The sequence below is a fragment of the Streptomyces vinaceus genome (assembly GCF_008704935.1).
GTDB lineage: Bacteria > Actinomycetota > Actinomycetes > Streptomycetales > Streptomycetaceae > Streptomyces > Streptomyces vinaceus.
The window spans coordinates 1,077,168-1,099,562 of the sequence record NZ_CP023692.1 but is presented as its reverse complement, the minus strand read 5'-3'; the positions used below and the strand labels follow the sequence as shown (position 1 = coordinate 1,099,562).

16 protein-coding genes are annotated in these 22,395 nt (G+C 72.0%); 12 read left to right on the top strand and 4 right to left on the bottom strand.

From position 1 onward, the window contains the following. Positions 1-14: 14 nt before the first annotated feature. Together CP980_RS04930 and CP980_RS04925 are read right to left on the bottom strand one after the other, a co-directional pair. Entirely contained in the window at positions 15-1,202 is a 1,188-nt protein-coding gene (locus CP980_RS04930; RefSeq protein ID WP_150530128.1) for a methyltransferase, read from the bottom strand. A gap of 102 nt (positions 1,203-1,304) precedes the next feature. Further along, the gene (locus tag CP980_RS04925) at positions 1,305-1,658 is read right to left on the bottom strand and encodes a tetratricopeptide repeat protein (RefSeq protein WP_132754340.1); all 354 of its coding nucleotides are present in this window, start codon (positions 1,656-1,658) and stop codon (positions 1,305-1,307) included. A 115-nt stretch (positions 1,659-1,773) separates the two neighbouring features. On the opposite strand from CP980_RS04925, the gene CP980_RS04920 reads away from it, so the two are divergent. Further along, entirely contained in the window at positions 1,774-2,739 is a 966-nt protein-coding gene (locus tag CP980_RS04920; RefSeq protein WP_132754338.1) for a pirin family protein, read from the top strand. Positions 2,740-2,865: 126 nt separating this feature from the next. Continuing rightward, the gene (gene uvrA / locus CP980_RS04915; protein WP_150492737.1) at positions 2,866-5,334 is read left to right on the top strand and encodes an excinuclease ABC subunit UvrA; all 2,469 of its coding nucleotides are present in this window, start codon (positions 2,866-2,868) and stop codon (positions 5,332-5,334) included. Positions 5,335-5,400: 66 nt separating this feature from the next. Here the strand turns inward: uvrA and CP980_RS04910 are convergent, their stop codons facing one another. Continuing rightward, the gene (locus CP980_RS04910; RefSeq protein WP_229906840.1) at positions 5,401-7,044 is read right to left on the bottom strand and encodes a PucR family transcriptional regulator; all 1,644 of its coding nucleotides are present in this window, start codon (positions 7,042-7,044) and stop codon (positions 5,401-5,403) included. A gap of 601 nt (positions 7,045-7,645) precedes the next feature. Between CP980_RS04910 and dnaK the strand changes: the two genes are divergently transcribed. The 9 genes from dnaK (at position 7,646) to CP980_RS04865 (ending at position 19,932) form a co-directional block, all read left to right on the top strand. Continuing rightward, a complete protein-coding gene (dnaK, locus tag CP980_RS04905; protein ID WP_132754332.1) occupies positions 7,646-9,547 on the top strand; it encodes a molecular chaperone DnaK in 1,902 nt (633 codons plus the stop codon). An 8-nt stretch (positions 9,548-9,555) separates the two neighbouring features. After that, complete coding sequence (locus tag CP980_RS04900; RefSeq protein WP_150492735.1) at positions 9,556-10,164, top strand: nucleotide exchange factor GrpE; 609 nt, start codon at positions 9,556-9,558, stop codon at positions 10,162-10,164. A gap of 6 nt (positions 10,165-10,170) precedes the next feature. Further along, a complete protein-coding gene (locus tag CP980_RS04895; RefSeq protein ID WP_150492734.1) occupies positions 10,171-11,124 on the top strand; it encodes a DnaJ C-terminal domain-containing protein in 954 nt (317 codons plus the stop codon). Continuing rightward, a complete protein-coding gene (locus tag CP980_RS04890) occupies positions 11,124-11,534 on the top strand; it encodes a chaperone modulator CbpM (RefSeq protein WP_132754326.1) in 411 nt (136 codons plus the stop codon). The genes CP980_RS04895 and CP980_RS04890 overlap by 1 nt, the downstream gene beginning before the upstream one ends. Continuing rightward, on the top strand, positions 11,525-14,164 hold the full coding sequence (gene clpB / locus CP980_RS04885) for an ATP-dependent chaperone ClpB (protein ID WP_150492733.1): 2,640 nt from the start codon (positions 11,525-11,527) through the stop codon (positions 14,162-14,164). Before CP980_RS04890 ends, clpB begins: the two co-directional genes overlap by 10 nt. Then, positions 14,161-14,619, top strand: a complete 459-nt coding sequence (gene trxA, locus CP980_RS04880) for a thioredoxin (protein WP_132754322.1) — start codon at positions 14,161-14,163, stop codon at positions 14,617-14,619. Before clpB ends, trxA begins: the two co-directional genes overlap by 4 nt. 124 nt (positions 14,620-14,743) lie before the next feature. After that, complete coding sequence (locus tag CP980_RS04875) at positions 14,744-16,495, top strand: FAD-dependent oxidoreductase (RefSeq protein WP_150492732.1); 1,752 nt, start codon at positions 14,744-14,746, stop codon at positions 16,493-16,495. A gap of 128 nt (positions 16,496-16,623) precedes the next feature. After that, a complete protein-coding gene (locus tag CP980_RS04870; protein ID WP_189998378.1) occupies positions 16,624-17,745 on the top strand; it encodes a hypothetical protein in 1,122 nt (373 codons plus the stop codon). A gap of 12 nt (positions 17,746-17,757) precedes the next feature. Further along, positions 17,758-19,932, top strand: a complete 2,175-nt coding sequence (locus tag CP980_RS04865) for an FUSC family protein (RefSeq protein ID WP_150530127.1) — start codon at positions 17,758-17,760, stop codon at positions 19,930-19,932. A 240-nt stretch (positions 19,933-20,172) separates the two neighbouring features. Here the strand turns inward: CP980_RS04865 and CP980_RS04860 are convergent, their stop codons facing one another. Continuing rightward, entirely contained in the window at positions 20,173-20,820 is a 648-nt protein-coding gene (locus tag CP980_RS04860) for an HD domain-containing protein (RefSeq protein WP_132754316.1), read from the bottom strand. Positions 20,821-20,891: 71 nt separating this feature from the next. Between CP980_RS04860 and CP980_RS04855 the strand changes: the two genes are divergently transcribed. After that, positions 20,892-21,905: a GlxA family transcriptional regulator gene (locus CP980_RS04855; protein ID WP_150492730.1), complete on the top strand. Its 1,014-nt coding sequence runs from the start codon at positions 20,892-20,894 to the stop codon at positions 21,903-21,905. Positions 21,906-22,395: the final 490 nt, after the last annotated feature.

Genomic DNA, 22,395 nt, shown 5'->3' with positions numbered 1-22,395 from the left:
GGTGTACCGGCAGGTCACACGGGTCGCCGGCGCTCCTCCTGCTTGACCGCGCGCAGTACGACGAACTTCGGTTCGCTCGCGGCGACTTCGCTGTTGCCGAACAGGCGGCGCAGATGGGTGTGGTAGCCCATGTGGCGATTGGCGACCACCCACAGCTCACCGCCCGGGCGCAGTACCTTGCGCGACTGCGCGAACATGCGCAGCGCCGTCGCGTCCGTCGTCGCCTGGTGGGAGTGGAACGGCGGGTTGCAGAGCACCAGGTCGACCGAGCCCGGGTCCAGCATGGCCACGCCGTCGCCGACGAGGAAGTCGGCCCGTTCGCGCTCGCGCTCGACGTTGGCGCGGAAGGTGGCCTTGGCCGAGGCGACGGCCTGGTACGACTCGTCGGTGAAGACGATCTCGGCCTTGGGGTCCGCGACCGCGACCGCCGTGCCGACGATGCCGTTGCCGCAGCCCAGGTCCACGACGCGGGCGCCGTTCGTGTTGTTCGGGATGCTCTGGAGGAAGAAGCGGGTGCCGACGTCGAGCCGGTCCGCGCAGAAGATGCCGGCGTGGTTGACGGCGGTGAGGCCGGCGCCCGAGCCCGCGTCCTCGTCCAGCGTGTACGTCACCGGCCACGGGTCGACGGCACGCGTCGAGGTGGCGCTCGGCGTGCAGAAGATCAGCCGGGCCTTCTTCTCGGCCAGCGAGGTCTTCGTCGGGCCGAGGATCTTCTCGAAGAGCTTCAGCGTGGAGGTGTGGATCTCCTTGACCATGCCCGTGCCCACGACGACCGTGCCGGCGTGCACGTGCGGGGCCAGCCGGTAGAGCTGGTCCTCCAGCAGCGCCAGGCTCTTGGGCACGCGTACGAGGAGTACGTCGATCCGCTCGGGCGGCGCGTCCTGCGTGGTCAGCAGCCGCACGGTGGACTTGGCGGTGCCGATCCCGGCACGGTCCAGGTTGGCGGCGGTGCCGGCCCGGGCGAGGTAGGAGTCGGTGATCTGCGCCGGGTGGAACGCGGCCAGCGCCGTCGTCAGTGCCCCCCAGCGGTCCCCGAGGATGGTGACCTGCCCCGCGCCGGCCAGGTCCACGGGGCCGTGATCGCCCGTACCCGAGGCGAGGTGGCGCAGCAGGTACTCGTCGGCGGCGTCCCAGGCGCGGAGCTGGTCGCGCGGGTCTTCGGGGAAGCGGGTGAGCTCGTAGGAGCCGTAAGGCGTGGTCAGACGGTTCATCGTGACCCCAGGCTAACCGAGGCGGCGCCCGGGCCCCGCACTACTCGCCCACTCGTCCGCTCCTCGCCGGCCCGCTCCCCGCGCTGTGCCGGCTCACCGCTCGGGGAACTCGCCCGCCATCGCGGCGGCCATCCGCAGGTGGGGGCGGGCTTCGTCGGCCCGGCCGCTGCGCTCCAGCGTCCGGCCGAGCATCAGCCGCGCGTAGTCCTCCACCGGCCAGCGCTCCAGGATGGCGCGGAGCTCGTGCTCGGCGCGCGAGAGCTGCGCGGAGTGGTAGTAGGCGCGGGCCAGCAGCAGCCGGGGCGCGAGCTGCTCGGGGGCCTCCTGTGCCAGCGCGTGCAGGATCTGCGCGGCCGGCGCGTACTCCTTCGCGTCGAAGAAGAGCCGGGCGCGCTCCCAGCGCTCGGCCGCCGTGCCGTGCCCGAGGTAGCCCGTGGTCGCGTCCATGGCCTCCATGGCATCCCTTCCGCCGTTCAGGTGAGGTCTCCGCACCCCCCAACACGTGAGGGCGGCCGGACATTCCACCGAACGCGGCGCGGGCGACGGTACTAGGTTGTGCCGTATGAGCAATCTCGATCGCCAGCCCGCTCTCTCCGCCTGCGGCGGCCGCGGTTTCGTCGTGGCCGAACCCGTACGCGAGCTCCTCAGCCCGCGCACGGTCAAGCTCGGGGAATCCACCGAGGTCCGCCGACTCCTGCCGAACCTGGGCCGCCGCATGGTGGGCGCCTGGTGCTTCGTCGACCACTACGGCCCCGACGACATCGCCGACGAGCCCGGCATGCAGGTCGCCCCCCACCCCCACTCGGGTCTGCAGACCGTGAGCTGGCTGCACGAGGGCGAGGTGCTGCACCGGGACAGCGTGGGCAGCCTGGAGACGATCCGCCCGCGCGAGCTGGGCCTGATGACCTCGGGCCGCGGCATCAGCCACTCCGAGGAGAGCCCGCGCCCGCACGCCCGCTTCCTGCACGGCGCCCAGCTGTGGGTGGCCCTGCCGGACGCCCACCGCAACGTGGAACCGCACTTCCAGCACCACGCGGAGCTCCCGCACGTCACGGCCCCCGGTCTGACGGCGACGGTGATCCTGGGCACCCTGGACGGCGCGACCTCGCCGGGCACGGCGTACACCCCGATCGTGGGCGCGGACCTGGCACTGGCGGCGGGCACGGAAACCCGCCTCCCCCTGGACCCGGACTTCGAGTACGCGGTGCTGTCGATGTCGGGCGAGGCCCACGTGGACGACGTCCCGGTCCTCCCGGGCTCGATGCTCTACCTGGGCTGCGGCCGCACGGAACTCCCCCTCCGCGCCACCTCGGACGCCGGCTTGATGCTCCTGGGCGGCGAGCCCTTCGAGGAGGAGATCGTGATGTTCTGGAACTGGATCGGCCGCTCCAACGAGGAGATCGTCCAGTTCCGCAAGGACTGGATGGAGGGCACCCGATACGGCGAGGTAAAGGGCTACGACGGCCCCCCGATCCCCGCCCCCGCCCTCCCGCCGGTGCCGCTGAAGGCACGCGGCCGGGTGCGCTGACCGCTGCCGCCGAGCCTCACTCACGTGGACGCCGGCCTCGGGTCGCGCGGTCGGACGCTCGTGTGAGCGAGGCCCGGTGACGGCGCCTGGCGCGCGGTTCCCGGCGAGATCAGGTAATCAGGAACGGTGAGCAAGGACGCGACCGACCCGTTCGTGCATGTCCGGGGCGCCAGTGAGAACAACCTGCGGAACATCGACGTCGACGTGCCGCGGGACGCGATGGTCGCCTTCACCGGCATCTCCGGTTCGGGCAAGTCCTCGCTCGCGTTCGGCACGCTCTACGCGGAGGCCCAGCGGCGCTATTTCGAGTCCGTGGCACCGTACGCCCGAAGACTGTTGCAGCAGGTCGGTGCACCGCACGTGCAGGAAATCACCGGACTGCCACCGGCCGTGGCCCTGCAGCAGCGGCGCGGGTCGCCCAGCTCGCGCTCGACGGTCGGCACCCTCACCACGCTGTCCAATCTGCTGCGCATGCTGTACTCCCGGGCCGGCACCTATCCCCCCGGGGCGGCACGGCTGGAAGCCGAGTCGTTCTCACCCAACACCACGGCCGGTGCCTGCCCCGAATGCCACGGGCTGGGCGTCGTGCACGACGTCGCCGAGGACCTGCTCGTCCCGGATCCCTCGCTGAGCATCCGCGAGGGGGCGATCGCCGCCTGGCCGGGCGCCTGGCAGGGCGCCAATCTGCGCAGTGTCGTGAACGGCCTGGGGATCGACATCGACCGGCCGTGGCGCAGGCTCAAGAAGAAGGACCGGGACTGGCTGCTGTACACCGACGAGCAGCCCTCCGTGTACATCGAGCCGGAGGAAGACCGCGTCGACTACGGCTACCAGGGCACGTTCTGGAGCGCCCGCAAGCACGTCATGCACGTCCTCGCCGACTCCAAGAGCGAGAAGATGCGCGAACGGGCGCTCCGGTTCGTCAGGAGCGTGCCCTGCCCCGAGTGTCAGGGCAGCGGACTGCGGCCCGAGGCGCTCGCCGTGACCTTCGCCGGACGTTCCATCGCCGAGATCAACGCGATGCCGCTCACCGAGGTCGTGAGGCTGCTGCGGCCCGTCGCGGGGCGGTCCGAGGCCGACGCCACCACGTCGACCGCCCGATCCGGGGAGACGACCGAGGTCGCTGTCCGCATCTGCGGCGATCTGGTCGCGCGGGTCGACGTACTGCTCGACCTGGGCCTCGGGTATCTCGGCCTCGGTCGCCGCTCGACGACCCTGTCGCCCGGCGAGGCCCAGCGCCTGCGGATCGCCACCCAGCTGCGCTCGGGGCTGTTCGGCGTCGTCTACGTCCTCGACGAACCCTCCGCGGGCCTGCACCCGGCTGACGCGGAACCGCTGCTGGACGTGCTGGAGCGCCTGAAGGCGGCGGGCAACTCGCTGTTCGTCGTGGAGCACGACATGGACGTCGTACGGCGGGCGGACTGGGTGGTCGACATCGGCCCCGGCGCGGGCGAGGGCGGCGGACGGGTGCTGTACAGCGGCCCGGTCGCCGGTCTGGAGCGGGTGGCGGAGTCGGCCACGAGCCAGTACCTGTTCGGGCGCGCCCAGCCGCTCGATCACCGCCCGCGCACACCGCAAGGCTGGCTGCACCTGAGCGGCGTCTCCCGCCACAACCTGCACGACGTGTCCGTCGACGTACCGCTGTGCGTGCTGACGGCGGTGACGGGCGTGTCCGGTTCCGGGAAGTCGACACTGGTGACGCAGGTGCTCGCCGAGGTCGTCGGCGGCCACCTCGGACTCGTACCCGAGGAGCCCGACGAGGCGCAGCTGGTCGTCGACGTCCAGGACGCGTCGGGGGTCGAGTCGTTCGACCGGCTGGTCCGGGTCGACCAACGGCCCATCGGCCGAACCCCCCGTTCCAACCTGGCGACGTACACGGGGATGTTCGACGCGGTGCGCAAGTTGTACGCGGCGACGGACGAGGCCAGGGCGCGCGGCTACTCGGCCGGACGGTTCTCCTTCAACGTGCCCGAAGGCCGGTGCGAGACCTGCCAGGGCGAGGGATTCGTCGCGGTGGAACTGCTCTTCCTGCCCGGCACCTACGCACCCTGCCCGACCTGCCACGGTGCCCGGTACAACGCCGAAACGCTGGAAGTCACCTACCGCGGCAAGAACATCGCGGAAGTGCTGGGGTTGTCCGTCGACGCCGCCGCCGCGTTCCTGTCCGCCCTCCCGGCCGCCTCCCGCAGTCTGGAGACGTTGCGCGAGGTGGGACTGGGGTACCTGCGGCTGGGGCAGCCCGCGACGGAGCTCAGCGGTGGTGAGGCGCAACGCATCAAACTGGCCACCGAACTGCAGCGGGCCCGCCGCGGCCACGCGCTCTACCTGCTCGACGAACCGACGGCGGGGCTGCACCCCTCGGACGTCGCGCTGCTGCTGCGACAGCTGCACCGGCTCGTCGACGCCGGCAACACGGTCGTCCTCGTCGAGCACGACCTGGACACGATCGCCACCGCCGACTGGGTCATCGACCTGGGGCCGGGCGGCGGCGACGCGGGCGGGCGGGTGGTCGCGGCGGGCCCGCCGGCCAAGGTGGCGAGAGCCCGCCGCAGCGCCACCGCGCCCTACCTCGCGGCCCGGCTCGCGCGCTCCTGACGACGGCGCGAGGGGCTGCGCACCGGTCAGCCGGGTTCGGGGCCGGAGTGGATCTGCTGTATCGCGTCAACGATGCGGGTCTCCTGCCTGTTCGCGCAGCACGATCTTCCACACTCGGGTCGCCACCTGGAGGTTGAGCCGGTCCTCGACGTTCGCGAGGTCGTTGCCGCTGATGTTGCGGATGCGCTGGAGCCGGTAGCGCAGCGTGCTGCGGTGGATCGCGAGGGATTCGGCGGTCTCGTCGTAGTTGCCGCCGCAGTCGAAGTACCGGCACAGCGTCTCCACCATGGCCGTGTGGTGCCGGGAGTCGTAGTCGATCAGCTGCCCGAGCCACTCGTGGACGAACGCCTCCAGTTCCCGGTAATCGTTGCCGGGTCCCAGGATGCGGTAGAGGCCCAGCTCGTCGTAGAACGTCGTGCCGTAGTGCTCGCGGGAGTTGCGGCGCACTTCCAGGGCGCGCTGCGCCTCTTCGTAGCGGTGGGGGATGTCGTCCAGGGTGTCGCAGGGGGAGCTCACGCCGATGGTCCCCGAACGTGTCCCGGTCTCCCGGGAGAGCGCCTCGTACAGCGCGCGGGCGTGCGGGCGGTCGTCGGCGACCAGGACCACGTGGTCGGACCGCCGGGTCAGCAGAGAGTGCATGCCCACGGCTGAGGCCGCCCGGCCCACGGTCTGCGCGAAGGAATCGTCCGCCGTCCGGTTCGACCACTGCACCACTACGACGTAGTGGCTGCGGTGCAGGTCGTGTCCGACTGCCTCGGACCGGGCGTAGGCGCTCGCCCCGTCCGTACCTGCCAGGAGGTCGTCGGCCAGCTCGCGGTGCAGCCTCAGCTCCACTTCGGCCAGATTGCGCAGGTGCGCCAGCTCCAGGGCGAGCGACGCGGCGGCGTGTTCCAGCGCGAGCACGGTGTGCTCGTCGGCCTCGCCCCGGGCATCGACCAGGGCCAGCACGCCCAGGATCTCGCCCTGCGGGCGGACCAGGGTGACCAGCCGGTCCTCCATACGCACCGGCCCGGCCCGACGGGCGACGGCGTGCAGCATTTCGTCCCGGCGCACGGGGTCCGGTGGGGGATAGGGGTCGGGGCGATCGGGACCTGTCCAGGACCTCAGCCGACCGAAGCGGTCCTCGACCAGCGCGGGGAGTCCGGTGAGAGCGTGCAGTGCGCCGGTGATGGCTTCCTCGCCTCCGCCCGAGGCGGCGACATCGGCCATGAGCGTGTGAACCGCCCGCTGGTACCCCAGCTCGGCCACGACGGAGATCAGCCGCCCCTGGAGGGCCGTCCGCTCCTCCCTCAGCCGGTGCAGCTCCAGCGCGTCCTCGCGTTGGCGGCGGTGCGCGAAGGCGACCGACAGTGCGGCGGCGGTGTGCCGGACGAGCGCGGCGAGCAGGGAGCGCTCGGCGTCGGTGGGCCGGGAGCGGGACGTCACCACGAGGTAGCCGTGGAGCCCCTCAAGCCCGCGCAGCCCCAGGGCCCGGCCCCAGGGCCGGCCGGGCACGAGCACAGGCCCGTCCTCCCCGGCCAGCTCCCGTACCCTCCGGTCCACGGCCACGGCATGGACCGGCCCGTTCCTCGGGCTGGGGACCAGGTCCCCGTCCACCGTGAGGTATCCGGCCTCGGCGCTGTACGGCCCCGCGACGGCTATGTGGTCCATGGCCAGGCTCAGGATCTCGCCTTCGTCCAGGGTGTCGAACAGGGCGCCGGAGAACACCATCAGTTCGTGGGGGGCACGGTCGGCCCGGGGCGGGGCCGGTGGGCGGGGCCCCCGGCGTGCGACCGTGAGGTGCCGCGTCATGCCGCGGGGTGGGAGAGGCCCTCTCCTCGCGGCCAGGGGGAGCCGTGCGCCGCCGCCCCGTGGAAGGCCGTTCTCCCGGTCGCAGCGGCGGCGGTACAAGTTGTGCGCCCGGCTGCCGGCCATGGGATCACTCCGTTCCCTTCGAGCGTACAGCCGAGCGGCCTCTCGTACTCGTGGGGCGACCGGCCCCGTGCCTTTGTGACTCGCCAGTCGCAAGCGTGGAGCCACTCGGCCCGCCACCCTGGGAAGTGTTCGAAACCGTCCGTGCGCACGGGCCGGACCGTCCGTGCGCACGCGCCGGCAGGTAGGGCCGGGCGGTGACCGAGCAGCTCCGCAGGCCGGTTGCCTCGTACAAGGCGCACCGGGAGGCCGCACGCGCCGTTGACCACCCCTCCGGCCACGGGTTTTCCCGCCGCAGGGCTGATCGGCGGGCTGGGGACCACCGACAGGGGTCCCACCCGTACCCGAACGAACGTGATCCGGACAGTCGGCGCTGGCGCCGTACCGGGAGGAGTTCCTCATGGCCAAGGCAGTGGGCATCGACCTGGGCACCACCAACTCGGTGATCGCCGTGTGGGAGGGCGGAGAGCCGTCCGTCGTGCCCAACAGCGAGGGCAACCGCACGACACCCTCCGTGGTGGCCTTCACCGACACCGGGGAACGTCTGGTGGGCCAGCTGGCCAGGCGCCAGGCGATCCTCAACCCCAAGGGCACCATCTACTCGGCCAAGCGGTTCATCGGCCGGCATTTCGACGAGATCTCCGACGAGGCCAGGGCGGTGGCGTACGACGTCGTCGAGGGCGACGGCGGGGCGGCCCGCTTCAAGGTGCGCGACAAGCTGTACGCCCCTGAGGAGATCAGTGCGCAGGTGCTGCGCAAACTCACGGACGACGCCTCCAAGCAGCTCGGGGAGCGGGTCACGGAGGCGGTCATCACGGTGCCCGCCTACTTCAACGACGCCCAGCGCACCGCCACCAAGGACGCCGGACGGATCGCGGGACTGGAGGTGCTGCGGATCATCAACGAGCCGACGGCGGCCGCCCTCGCGTACGGCGTGGACAAGAAGGAGCATGAGACCGTCCTCGTCTTCGACCTGGGCGGCGGCACCTTCGACGTGAGCATCCTCGACGTCGGCGACGGCGTGGTGGAGGTGCGCTCCACCGCCGGCGACAGCCACCTGGGCGGCGACGACTTCGACAGGCGTCTGGTGGATCACCTCGCGGACGACTTCCAGAAGGAGAACGGCATCGACCTGCGCCAGGACGCGCAGGCGCTGCAACGCTTGTTCGAGGCGGCGGAGAAGGCCAAGACCGAGCTGAGCTCGGTGACGCAGACGCAGGTCAGCCTGCCGTTCATCACCGCCGACGCCTCCGGGCCCAAGCACCTCACCGACTCGATCATGCGGTCCACGTTCGAGCAGATCACCGGCGACCTGGTGGAGCGCTGCCTGGGACCGGTCCAGCAGGCCATCGCCGACGCCAAGGTCGGCGAGAGCGACATCGACGAGGTCATCCTCGTCGGCGGATCCACCCGCATCCCCGCCGTCCAGACTCTGGTCCGCCGGCTGACCGGCGGCAAGGAACCCAACATGAGCGTCAACCCCGATGAGGTCGTGGCCCTGGGTGCCGCGATCCAGGCAGGGGTGCTCAAGGGAGAGGTCAAGGACGTCCTGCTGCTCGACGTCACCCCCTTGTCGCTGGGCGTGGAGACACGCGGCGGAGTGATGACGAAGATCATCGAGCGGAACACCACCATCCCGGTGCGCCGCAGCGAGACCTTCTCCACCGCCGAGGACAACCAGCCGGCCGTCGACGTGGTGGTCCTCCAGGGCGAACGCGAGCGCGCCGCCGACAACCGGGTGCTGGGCCGCTTCCAGCTCACCGACATCCGGCCGGCGCCGCGGGGCGAAGCACAGATCGAGGTCACCTTCGACATCGACGCCAACGGCATCCTCGACGTCAAGGCCCGTGACCGGGACACCGGCAAGGAACAGGGCATCACCATCAGCGAGAGCTCCAACCTGGACCGCGGCGAGGTCGAACGCATGGTCCAGGAAGCCGAAACCAACCAGGGCCAGGACAAGGCTCTGCGCGAGGCCGTCGACGCCCGCAACGAACTCGACGCCGTCGCGTACCAGGTCGAGAAGCGTCTCGCCGAACTGGGCGACGCGGCGCCGGCGCACGAGAAGGCACGCGGCGAGATGCTCGTGTCCGACGCCCGGGCGGCGGTCAAGGAAGAGGCGGGCGTGGAGCGCGTGCGGCCCCTGACCTCCGAACTGCAGCAGGTGCTCGCCGGGCTGGCGGCCCATCAGGGCGCCGCCGCCACGGGCGCAGGTCCCGGCCAGGACGCCGCCCCCGGCGGTCCCGCCCATGGCAGCGGCGGTGACGATGACGTCATCGACGCCGAGTTCGACAAGGGCTGAGGCGCGTCATGCCCACCTACCCCCAGGAACCCGACCGGGCCGCGCCGGATCCGGTCGAACCGGTCCCGGAAGGCGCCGGAGGCCCTCCTCGCGGGGATCTGCCCCAGCCGGGCCCGCCCCGGTCCGGAGCGGCGAACGGAGAACCGGGACCCGATGCCGCCGGCCCCGCGCCTGCCGAGGACGAGTACACGACCGCGGTCCGGGAGCTGGAGGACCGTTGGCGGCGCGCACTCGCCGACCTCGACAACCTTCGCAAGCGCCACGCCAGGGAACTGGAGCGCGAACGGGCGGTGGAGCGGTCCCGCACGGCGGCCGCCTTCCTGCCCGTCATCGACAACCTCGAACTCGCCCTGACCCACGCGGGCGCCGATCCGGGCGCGATCGTGGAGGGCGTGAGGGCCGTACGCGACCAAGCGGTGAACGTCCTCGAACTGCTCGGCTACCCGCGGCACGCGGAGACCGGGGTCCCCTTCGACCCGGCCCGGCACGAGGTGGTCGGCGTCGTCCAGGACCCCGACGCCCCACCGGGCACGGTCGTCGAGGTACTGCGCCCCGGCTACGGGGACGGCGAGCGGCAGCTCAGGCCCGCCGCCGTGACCGTCGCGAAGCGGGAGTGACCGGTCATGGCGCGGGACTACTACGAGGTGCTCGGCGTGTCGCGGTCCGCGAGCCAGGACGAGATCCAGCAGGCGTACCGCAAACTCGCCCGCAGGCACCACCCCGACGTCAACAAGGACCCTGGGGCGGAAGAGCGTTTCAAGGACCTCAACGAGGCGTACAGCGTCCTGTCCGATCCCAAGACCCGGGCCCGCTACGACCGCTTCGGCGAGGATTTCCGCAAGATCCCGGAAGACTTCGACGAGCGCGAACGGGTCGCGGCCGGAGCGGGCGGCGGCTTCCGCGGTCGCACGACCGCGGGCGGCGGCGGTCCTCGTGTCCGGTACACCGGCTTCGGCGACGACTTCGGAGCGGAGGGCATCGACATCGAGGACCTGTTCGGCTCCATGTTCGGAGCCGGCGCCGCCCGAGGGAGCGTCCCCGGAGCGGACCAGGAGGCCGAACTGCCGCTCACCGTCGAGGAGGCGTACCGAGGCGGCCGTCGCACCGTCACGCTCGCCGGTCCCACCGGGCAGCCGCGGCGGTACGAGGTCGACGTGCCGCCGGGCGTCACCGACGGGCAGCGCATCCGGCTGGCGGGCGAGGGCGGCCGGGGCAGTGGTGACGCCGCCGCGGGCGACCTGTACCTGCGCGTGCGCATCCAACCCCACCCCAGGTTCCGGCTGGACGGCCGCGACGTGCACGTCCAGGTCCCGGTCGCCCCCTGGGAGGCGGCCCTGGGCGCAACCGTGCCGGTGCCCACCCCCGGCGGCGGCACGGCCAAAGTCACGGTGCCCGCCGGCTCGTCCAGCGGCCGGCGGCTGCGGCTGCGCGGCGAGGGCATGCCGAACCCGCGCGGCGCGAACGGCGACCTGTACGCCGAACTCCGCATCGTGGTGCCACCCACCCTCGGCGACCGGGAGCGCGAACTGTTCGAGGAGCTCGCCGCCGCCTCCTCGTACGACCCCAGGAGGACGTGATGAACGAACCACCCGCGGGAGGAGCGGCAGGCATCGGCCGGCCCGGCGTGGGCAACCCTCCGGTACGAACGGGAGCCGATCTCACCGCCTCGACGGCCGTCCGGTACGCGCTCGTGCCCGCCCCCAGGCTCTCCCTCGACGCCGTGGCCCGTCGCTCGGGCCTCCACCCCGACCTGATCCGACGGTTCGTCGCGCTCGGCCTGATCGACGCCGGACGCGACGCCGCGGGGCACCTGGTGTTCGACCCCACGGCCCCGGCGGTCCTCGCCCGCATCCAGCGGCTGCGCACCGGACTCTGCCTCAACTACGCATCCATCGGCCTGGTGCTCGACCTGCTCGACCGCATCAGCCTGCTCGAAGCCGCCCTGCGCGGCCGCGGCACGAGGAGTGAAACACCCCCATGGACATGAACCGTCTCACCCAGAAGTCCCAGGAAGCACTTCAGGAGGCCCAGACCGCGGCCGGCCGCATGGGGCACACCGAGGTCGACGGGGAACACCTGCTGCTCGCACTTCTCGATCAGGAGGACGGTCTGATCCCGCGGTTGCTGGAGCAGGCGGGCAAGGAGCCGCAGCGACTGCGCGAGGCCGTGCGCGAGGAACTCTCCCGTCGCCCGAAGGTCACCGGCCCCGGGGCGGCACCCGGCCAGGTCTTCGTCACCCAGCGCCTCGCCCACCTGCTCGACGCCGCCGAGCGGGAGGCCAAACGCCTCAAGGACGAGTACGTATCCGTGGAACACCTGCTGCTCGCCCTCGCCGAGGAGAGCTCTTCGACCGCCGCCGGGCGACTGCTCAAACAGGCCGGCATCACCCGGGACTCGTTCCTGAACGCGCTCACCGAGGTCCGCGGCAACCAGCGCGTCACCTCCGCCAACCCCGAAGTGGCCTACGAGGCTCTGGAGAAGTACGGCCGCGACCTGGTCCTTGAGGCCCGGTCCGGGCGGCTGGACCCGGTCATCGGCCGTGACGCGGAGATCCGCCGCGTCACCCAGATCCTCAGCCGCAAGACCAAGAACAACCCCGTCCTCATCGGTGATCCCGGCGTGGGCAAGACCGCCATCGTCGAGGGCCTGGCCCAGCGCATCGTCCGCGGGGATGTCCCCGAGGGCCTGCGCGACAGGACGGTGTTCGCCCTGGACATGGGCTCCCTGGTCGCCGGTGCCAAGTACCGCGGCGAGTTCGAGGAACGCCTGAAGGCCGTACTGTCCGAGGTGAAGGCCGCCCAAGGGCGCATCCTGCTCTTCGTCGACGAACTCCACACCGTCGTCGGCGCAGGAGCCGCCGAAGGAGCCATGGACGCCGGCAACATGCTCAAGCCGATGCTGGCCCGCGGCGAACTCCACATGATCGGCGCCACCACCCTCGACGAGTACCGCCAGCACATCGAGAAGGACGCCGCCCTCGAACGCCGCTTCCAGCAGGTCCTGGTCGAGGAGCCCAGCGTGGAGGACACCATCTCCATCCTGCGCGGACTGCGCGAACGCCTGGAGGTCTTCCACGGCGTGAAGATCCAGGACACCGCGCTGGTCTCCGCGGCCACCCTCAGCCACCGTTACATCACCGACCGGTTCCTGCCCGACAAGGCCATCGACCTCGTCGACGAGGCGTGCGCCAGGCTGCGTACCGAGATCGACTCGATGCCCGCCGAACTCGACGAGATCACCCGCCGGGTCACGCGGCTGGAGATCGAGGACGCCGCCCTGTCCAAGGAGACCGACCCCGCCAGCAAGACGCGCCTGGAGGAGCTGCGCAGGGAACTGGGCGACCTGCGCGGTGAAGCCGACGCCAAACGCGCCCAGTGGGAGGCCGAACGGCAGGCGATCCGCCGCGTGCAGGAACTGCGCCAGGAACTGGAACAGGTCCGCCACGAGGCAGAGGAGGCCGAACGCGCCTACGACCTCAACCGCGCCGCCGAACTGCGCTACGGCCGCGTCCAGGACCTGGAGCGCCGGCTCGCCGCGGAGGAGGAGCAACTGGCCGCCAAACAAGGTCAGAACCGGCTGCTGCGCGAGGTCGTCACCGAGGAGGAGATCGCCGAGATCGTCGCCGCCTGGACCGGTGTCCCCGTCGCCCGCCTCCAGGAGGGCGAACGCGAGAAGCTGCTGCGCCTCGACGAGATCCTTCGCGAGCGCGTCATCGGCCAGGACGAGGCGGTCAAGCTCGTCACCGACGCCATCATCCGTGCCCGCTCCGGCATCCGCGACCCTCGCCGCCCCATCGGCTCGTTCATCTTCCTCGGCCCCACCGGCGTCGGGAAGACCGAGTTGGCCAAGACCCTCGCCCGGACCCTGTTCGACTCCGAGGAGAACATGGTCCGCCTCGACATGAGCGAGTACCAGGAGCGGCACACCGTCAGCCGGCTCATGGGCGCACCGCCCGGGTACGTCGGCTACGAGGAGGGCGGTCAGCTCACCGAGGCCGTACGCCGCAAGCCGTACTCGGTCGTCCTGTTCGACGAGATCGAGAAGGCGCACACCGATGTCTTCAACACGCTGCTGCAGATCCTCGATGACGGCCGCATCACCGACGCCCAGGGCCGCACCGTCGACTTCCGCAACACCGTGATCATCATGACGTCCAACATCGGCTCCGAGCACCTCCTCGACGGCGCCACCGCCGAGGGTGAGATCAAACCCGACGCCCGCGCCCTGGTGATGGGCGAGCTGCGCGGGCACTTCCGCCCGGAGTTCCTCAACCGCGTCGACGACATCGTGCTGTTCAAGCCGCTCGGTGAGCGGCAGATCGAGCGGATCGTGGAGCTGCAGTTCGACGAGCTGCGGCGACGGCTCGCCGAACGCCGCATCACCGTCGAACTCACCGACACCGCGCGGGAGGTGATCGCCCACCAGGGCTACGACCCGGTGTACGGGGCCCGGCCGCTGCGGCGCTACATCTCCCACGAGGTCGAGACGCTGGTCGGGCGCGCCCTGCTGCGCGGCGACGTCCAGGACGGAGCTACGGTGCGCGTCGACGCCGAGCACGGAGAGCTGGTGGTCACCTACGACCAGCAGGAGGGCGACCGGGAGGCGAGGGCGGCGTGAACACCACCCGGACGACGACGGTCACCTGCCCGAACTGCGGGCGCGGCAACCGGATTCCCGTGGCCGCCGAGGGACGGCCCCGATGCGGCCACTGCAAGCAGCCCCTGCCCTGGGTCGTCGACGCGGGCGACGACGACTTCGCCGAGGTCGCCGACCACGCCACGGTGCCCGTCGTCGTCGACCTCTGGGCCACCTGGTGCGGCCCCTGCCGCATGGTCAGCCCAGCCCTCGAACAGGTCGCCCGGGACCTCGCAGGACGGATCAAGCTCGTCAAGGTCGACATCGACCGGAACCCACGGCTCAGTCGGCGGTTCGAGGTGCAGGCGGTGCCGACGCTGCTCGTCCTGGACCAGGGCGAGACGGTAGCCCGGCAGGCCGGCGCGGCACCCGCGCACGTCCTGCGCTCGTGGGTCGAGCAGGCGATGGCGGGCCGGCAGACGACTGCTGGAGGGTGAACACGACAGTGACGAGGAAGACCATCGCCGGCCCGCGGCCGATCAGGCCCACGCACGGAAGGAAAACCCTCATGGCCACGATTCCCGACCGGCGCTGGTGCCACGTACACGAGGTCCCGGTCTGATGAACACGGCCGAGAACGAGAAGGGCGCGGTCCGCGAGACACCTGACCGGTACGGGGCGTTCCCGCGCCTCACGCCGGAGCAGCTGGATGACCTGGCCGCGCACGGTGAGCGCCGTAGGACCACCGAGGGCGAGGTGCTGTACCGCGAGGGCGAGCCGTTCCGGGAGTTCCTCGCGATCCTCAGCGGGACCGTCGAGATCCTCCACGACCAGGGCGGTCCCGACGAGCGGACGGTGGCGGTCCACGGACCCGGCAGGTTCCTGGGCGAACTCGGACTGCTGGAGGGCCATGCGGCGTTCGACACCGCCGTGGTGCGCGAGGCCGGCGAGATCCTGGCCGTACCGGTGGAGCGGCAACGCGCCCTGGTCGGCAGCGACCCCGTCCTCGGCGACCTGATCCTCCGCGCCTACCTGGGCCGCAGGTACCTGCTCATCGGTCTCGGCGCCGGTTTCCGGATCCTTGGGTCGTGCTATTCACGGGACACGCTGCGGCTGCGCGAGTTCGCTGCCCGCAACCGGCTGCCCCACCGCTGGGTGGATCTGGAGAGGGACAAGGAGGCCGAGGCGCTGCTGCGCCGGTTCGCCATCCGCCCCGAGGAGACTCCGGTCGTCCTGTGGCAGGGCGAGCGGCTCCTGCGCAATCCGAGCAACGCCGAACTCGCCCGCCTCATCGGGCTGCCCGCCCCCTCGCCCGAGAACGGACGGTGCGACGTCATGGTGGTCGGAGCGGGGCCGGCAGGACTCGCCGCCTCCGTGTACGGTGCCTCCGACGGCCTCACCACGGTCACCGTCGACGCCGTGGCCACCGGAGGCCAGGCCGCGACCTCGTCCCGCATCGAGAACTACCTCGGCTTCCCGTCCGGCATCTCCGGGGGCGAACTCATCGAACGCGCGGTGCTCCAGGCCCACAAGTTCGGCGCCCGCCTCATGGTGCCGGCGGAGGTCAGCGCGCTCATCCCGCAGGACGACGAGTACGTCGTCACGTTCACGGACGGGTCCCGGGCCCGGGCCGGCGCCGTGGTGCTCGCCTCGGGCGTGCGGTACCGCAGGCTCGAAGTGCCCGGCATCGACCGCCTGGAAGGCATCGGCGTCTACTACGCGGCGACGGTCCACGAGGCCGGCCTCTGCCGCGCGGACCCGGTCGCCGTGGTCGGAGGCGGGAACTCCGCCGGGCAAGCCGCGCTGTTCCTCGCCCAGCATGCGTCCAGGGTCCACCTCCTCGTCCGGGGCGGTGACCTCAACGCGGACATGTCGCGCTATCTGGTGGACCAGGTGGAACAGCACCCCAAGATCGAGGTGTCGCTCCACACCGAAGTCCGGGGCGTCACCGGGGAGGAGCAGCTGGAGTCGCTGGTGGTGCAGGACAACGCACGCAATGAGCGCCGTGAGCTGCGGGCCGCGGCGCTGTTCGTGTTCATCGGGGCCCGGCCGCGCACGGAATGGCTCCAGGGCGTGCTGGCCCTGGACGAGAAGGGCTTCGTCCTCACCGGCGCCGACGCCCGGGCGGTGGCCGACGCGAACCGGTGGGACTCGCTGGGCCGCGAACCGATGCTGCTGGAGACCACCCTTCCCGGGGTCTTCGCCGCCGGCGACGTCAGAAGCGGCTCGGTGAAACGGGTGGCCTCGGCGACCGGTGAAGGCGCCATGGCGATCCGTCTCGTACACGAGCACCGGGAACGGCGGGGAAACCTGGTCACCGCCGACTCCGAAGGACGCGGGCCGGTGGCGGGCGGGTCCGTGTCCTCGCGCTGAACCCGCCTGACGGACCCGCAGGTGGCTCGAACCGCAAGAACAGCGTGTCACCACGGCTTCGCCCCGACCCCGGGGCATCCTGTGAACCCTTGCCCTCGCGGAGGGCAGCCGAGGAGGATGGTCCGGTCGTGCGGGTGTCGTCGCAGGGCGTTACGGTCGTGGCTCTCCTCGCGGATCCGGATGCGCCCACGGACATCGCGCAGCGCATGGCCCGGATCCTTCCTGAGCGGCTCGCCGAAAAGGCGGGCCGGGGGCGACGGTTCGACGTCACGGTGGTCAGTGAGCCCTTCACCTCGGGGACCGAGGACCCGCCCACCTTGATGCGCCGGATCATGGACCGCGGAAGTGCGGAGGACTGGGACATCGTCGTGGCCCTCACCGACCTTCCGCTGCACTCACACGGGCGCAAGATCGTGGTGGATCTGAGTCACGAACACGGCTTGGCGCTGCTGTCCCTTCCTTCCCTGGGGGGCTTGCGGCTGCAGACGAGGGCCCGGCGGGCCGTGGAAGAGGCCGTGCTCGGCTTGGCGGGTCCGCAGGCCACTGAGGCCGAGGGGCCTGCGCGGAGTCAGCCGCTTCCGGGCCCTTTTGCCGGTCGACTCGCGCCTGTCCATCCGGGCCCGGTGGGAGAGGAGGAGACCGCAGATCTTCGATACGTCGTCAGCGGGCCGCGCGGCGACCTGCGGGTGCTCCTCGGTATGGTCCGCGCCAACCGGCCCTGGCGGTTGGTATCGGGCCTGTCGAAAGCCCTGGCGGCCGCACTCGCCACGGGGGCCGTCGCCACCCTGGACTCCACGACCTGGAGCCTCTCCGGGGCCCTGAGCGCGCCACGCCTCGTGATCGCCATGGTCGGGTCCGTCGGACTCATGATCGGCTGGCTGATCGTGGACGGGGAGCTCTGGCACCGATCGACAGAGGGCTCTCCGGAGGCGAGGCAGAGGGCGCGGCTCTACAACACCTCGACGGTCCTCACCGTCGGTCTCGGGGTGCTCGTCTGCTACGTGGGTTTGATGGTCGTCAACTTGGTGTGGGCGCTGTTCATCCTCAACGGCCGAGTGTTCGCTTCCATGACGGGAACCCCGCTGCACGCCACGGAGTACGTGACGTTGTCCTGGTTCGTCGCTTCGGTCGCCACGGTGGCCGGCGCGCTGGGGTCAGGCTTGGAGAGCGACGAGGCGATCCGCGCAGCCGCCTACTCCACGCGCGAGAAGGAACGTCGCCACATGCTCGAAGGTGACCACGGTGACTAGCTGGTGGCCCGAGTGACGTGGCTGCGGGCCCTCCGGGAGGTCGTGCGATCCGGACTCACGATCGAGGAGACGCGGCTGGAGCCCCTGCTCGCGCTGCGCACCGCGGTGGGGGTGGCGATCGTCATCGGGCCGGCGCTGTGGCTGGCCTCCCCGGCGTACGCCGCGTCCGCCGCCCTCGGCGCCTACTCCGCGGGCGCAGCCACGTTCCAGCGCACCTGGCGTCCCCGCAAAGTGATCGCGCTCGGCGCGGGCGTAGGTCTGGCACTCAGCACCTTCCTGGGCTATCTGGCCGCGGGGCGACTCGCGACGTTCCTCCCACTGCTGGCCGTGTGGGCTTTTGCCGCAGGGATGGCGTGGGCCGTCGGATCGACCGCCGGGATCGTCGCAGCGACGACGGTCGGCAGCATGCTGGTGACCGTCACCCTGCCCACGAGCGTCGGGCGGGCCCTGGAGCACGCCGGGATCATCGCGCTCGGGGGAGTGGCGCAGGCCCTGCTGATCCTGCTGTTCCCGATCCGCCGTTGGGGGGCGCATCGCGACGCGCTCGCCGACGCCCTGGCCGCCGTGGCGGACTACGCCCGCCGGCTGCGGCACGACCCGACCGCCCCGTTCGACCCGGAACCGTTGATGACGGCCCGGGACGCGGCCGCCGTGACGCCCTCGCAGGCCCGCACCCGTCCCCCCGTCCTGCACGGCCCCCGGGGACTCGCCGAGCGCATTCGGCCGGTCGTCGCCGCACTCGCCGACCCGGACTTCGGCGCCCCCGCGGAGGGACCCGGGCGGGACCGCGCGCGGCAGTTGCTCGACGCGGCCGCCGACGTCCTGGACGCGGCCGCCCGCGCGATCCGCCGGGGCACTCCCGCCGAGGTGTCGCCCGCAAGCACGGACGCCCTGCGCGTCGACGAGGAGCACGAGGTACTGGAAGGCCCCGCGCGGCAGGCCGCCGAGCGGCTCGTGGAACTGCTCGGCGAGGCCCTGGAGATCGCCGGGAGCGGCCGCGGGCGCGGGAGGACGCCTACGCCGCCCGGCCCCGCGGACCCCCAGTTCCTGGTGCGCCCGACCATGTTCCGGCTGGTCCCGGTCGTAGTCCGGGCGGTCCGCCGTGAGCTCCACGGGGACTCGCCCGTGTTCCGGCACGCCGTCCGCCTGGCGGCGGTCGCCACCCTGGGCTACCTGATCGCCGCCCGGCTACCGGTGGGCCACGGCTACTGGGCGCCCATCACCTCGGTGATGGTGATGCGGCCGGACTTCCACCGGACGTACGCGCGGGCGGTGGCCCGCCTCGCCGGGACCCTGGCAGGGGTCGCGCTCGCCACCGCGATGGTGCGGGCCCTGGGCCCGGCCGCCCACGTGTTCGGCCTGCTGGCGGTGGTCTCGGCGGGCCTGTCGTTCACGCTGAACCGCACCGGCTACGCCTACTCCCAGTGCTTCACCGCCGCGTACGTCGTCTTCCTGCTCGGCATGGGCGGCCAGGCATGGGAGCAGACGGTCCCGGAGAGGGTGGTGCTCACCCTGCTCGGCGGGGCCCTGGCCATGCTGGCGTACCTGGTGTTCCCCGCATGGGAGACACCCCGGCTGCCGGGCCGGCTTGCGGACTGGCTCGCCGCCGACGGCCGTTACGCGGCCGCGGTGCTCCGCAGCTACGCCGAACCGACCCGGGAACACCGCGCCGACCTGCGCAGGGCACTGCTGGCGAGCAGGCAGGCACGCGCCGCCTGGCAGGAGACGTACGACCGGGCGAGGCAGGAACCGGTCCGCCCCAGGGGCCTGACGGCACGTGAGGCGCAGGAGGCGCAGGAGGCGCTCAAGGGGTTCGACCGGGCGGCGATGCTCATGGAGAGCCACGTCCCGCGGTCCGACCATCGTCCCGTCCCCGAGGCGGAGCGGTTCGCCGAGGCCCTGGAGGCGGACACCGCGCAGGCGGCGCTCGACGTGCGCGAGCACAGGAATCCGGACTGGGCGCGCGTGGCGGAGGCGCTCCAGGCGTGGAAGGGCGCCGCCGGGGACGGGAGCCCGGTGGCGCGGCGCGGGGCGGAAATGCAGAAGCGGGCCTTGGAGGACCTCGCGACGGCCGTGAGCCGTACACCCCTGGAACGGGACGTCGGCTCCGCTCGCGAGGAGCAACGGGTACGGGCGGCCGCGGCGGCGGAAGGTGACGGATCAGGACCCGCCCACCGGGGCGGCTGACGGCGCCGGCGACGAGCCCCTGGGCCTGCTGGCCCAGCCATCCGGCGTGCACAGGGCCGGCAAGGAGGCGCGCAGGCCCGGTCCGGAACTCATCGTTCCCGGCACGTTGGCGATGTTCCTTCCGCCGGGATGGTCGTGCGGGCGTCCTCTGCGGGGGCGCCGGGCGGGCGAGGTGACCGCTCCCGGCCCGATGCCGCCCCGTGCAGACCGTGACGTCGCCGCACGGTCAAGGAGCGCCGTTCACCTCCCCCAGCGGGAGGTCGGTGCCGCGCGTTCGAGGAAGGTCGTGGCCCCGGGTTCGGCGCGCTCGCGGAGAACCTCGCCCCCGAGGGTGTAGCGGGCGCCCGCCTGAGGGGAGCGGGTGGCGTGCCGGACGATGTCGTCCACCAGCGCGGTGACCATGTTCAGCCTCGGGTGGCTGCCGTGGACGGCCGCGCCCTGAGCGTCCGTAACGAAGTCGGCCCCTATTCCGAAGTCCGCCCCGATGCCGCGGCGGGTGAGGTACGCCAGCGCCCCGCGGCGTTCGGCGATGCCGGGCGTGGCGTGCAACGCGATCGCCTCCCAGACCGGGTCTACCAGCTGTGCGCCGTAGCCGTGCTCGGTGAGGAACCGGGCGGCCATGTCCGCGCCTTCGACCTCGAAGCGCTCTGCGCCGGGGGCCGCGGGCGAGGTGCCGAGGTCGTGCAGCACGCAGGCGTGGAAGAGGAGGTCGGGGTCGAAGTCGGCGCCGGGCTCCAGCCCTTCGTGTTCGGCCAGCAGAGCGGCGAACACGTAGCTGCGGATGCTGTGGTTGGCGACGGGCTCGCTCTCGCAGGACCGGACGTACGCGACGGCGCTGCGGGCCACCGGGGTGTCCGGCAGCGCCGGCACGGGGAGGGAATCCTTCATGGCACGACCGTAGGCGCGGGCTGGGCGCGGGCGTGAGTGGCACGGGTGCCATGCGGCGATAGGATCGTGCCATGCAGGAAGATCAGGGGGCCGGTCAGGGGGCCGGTGCCGCGCACCATGTGGTCGTGGTGGCGCTGGAGAACGTCCTCGCCCTGGACATCGGGATCCCCCTGCAGGTCTTCGGCAGCTGGCGTGACGGGCCGTACCGGCTCACCGTGTGCGCGGAGCGGCCCGGAACCGTGCCGATGCACGGCGGCCCGGCGCTGTCCGTCGTGCACGGGCTGGACTGCCTGGCGTCCGCGGACACCGTCATCGTCCCGGGGTACGTGGAACCGGAGAACCCGTCGGACGCGGTCACGGCGGCGCTGGCGAGGGCGGCTGCCCGCGGGGCCCGCATGGTGTCCATCTGTACCGGCGCGTTCGCCCTCGCCGCCGCCGGGGTGCTCGACGGGCACCGGGCCACCACGCACTGGCAGTACGCGGCGGCTCTGGCCGAGCGGTTCCCCCGGGTGTCGGTGCGGCCGGAAGTGCTGTACGTCGACGAGGGGCAGGTCCTGACCTCGGCCGGGGTCGCCGCGGGTCTGGACCTGTGCCTGCACCTGATCCGCCGGGACCACGGCGCCCGCATGGCCAACCAGCAGGCGCGACTGCTGGTCGCCGCCCCGCACCGCACCGGCGGCCAGGCCCAGTACATCGACCTGCCGGTGCGCCCGGACCGCTCCGACGGACTGACACGGGTGTACGAGTGGGCCTTGTGCAACCTGCACCAGCCGCTCACCGTCGACCAGCTGGCCCACCGGGCCGGCACGTCCCGTCGGACCCTCATCCGCCGCTTCCACGCCGAGACCGGCCGGCCGCCCATGCGATGGCTTCTCGACGCCAGACTGGCCCGGTCGAGGGAACTCCTGGAGGCAGGCGACCTGACGGTGGAAGCCGTGGCGCGGCACTGCGGCCTGGGTACCCCGGCCAACTTCCGGACGCTGTTCAAGGCCCATGTCGGAGTGGCACCCAGCGTCTACCGCGAGACGTTCCACGAGAAGTTCCGCTCTGAGACCGGTCAGCCCCGTTCCCGTTCCACCCGCTGAGTGAGAGCCGACAGGCCCGCTCGCAGCGGTGCTGCGCCTCGTCTCCGGTGAGGATGCCGGAGTCCTCCCTGAGCGTCCGCCGGCGTCTTCCTCTACGCCGATCCCGACTACTCCCGGCCCTGCTGACCGAGGGGCGTGGGGGCGCCTGCGAGCGATGTCCATGCCGCTGACCATCGGTGGCTGGTCGTCGGCCGGCCCGTACCGGAAACCAAGGTGGCCGATGTCGTCGAGCCCGGAGGGGGTGCCTCTGGGGCGGAATACCCAGTCCGGATGCTGGGCACGCAGCTGGGGTGGCGTGCAAATGAACCCCGATCCCAGACGATATGGCGCTCGGCGTAAGGGGTACGCCCGGCAGCGCCGACGTCGGCTGGCATAAAGTCGAGCGTAAACCGAGAGTCGGCCGAAGCGCGCTCGGCAGGCTGTAGCTGAACCGCCGGAACGGCGGACCGGCTTGGCGGGCCTACCGCCGAGATGCGACGCGCCGTAAGGG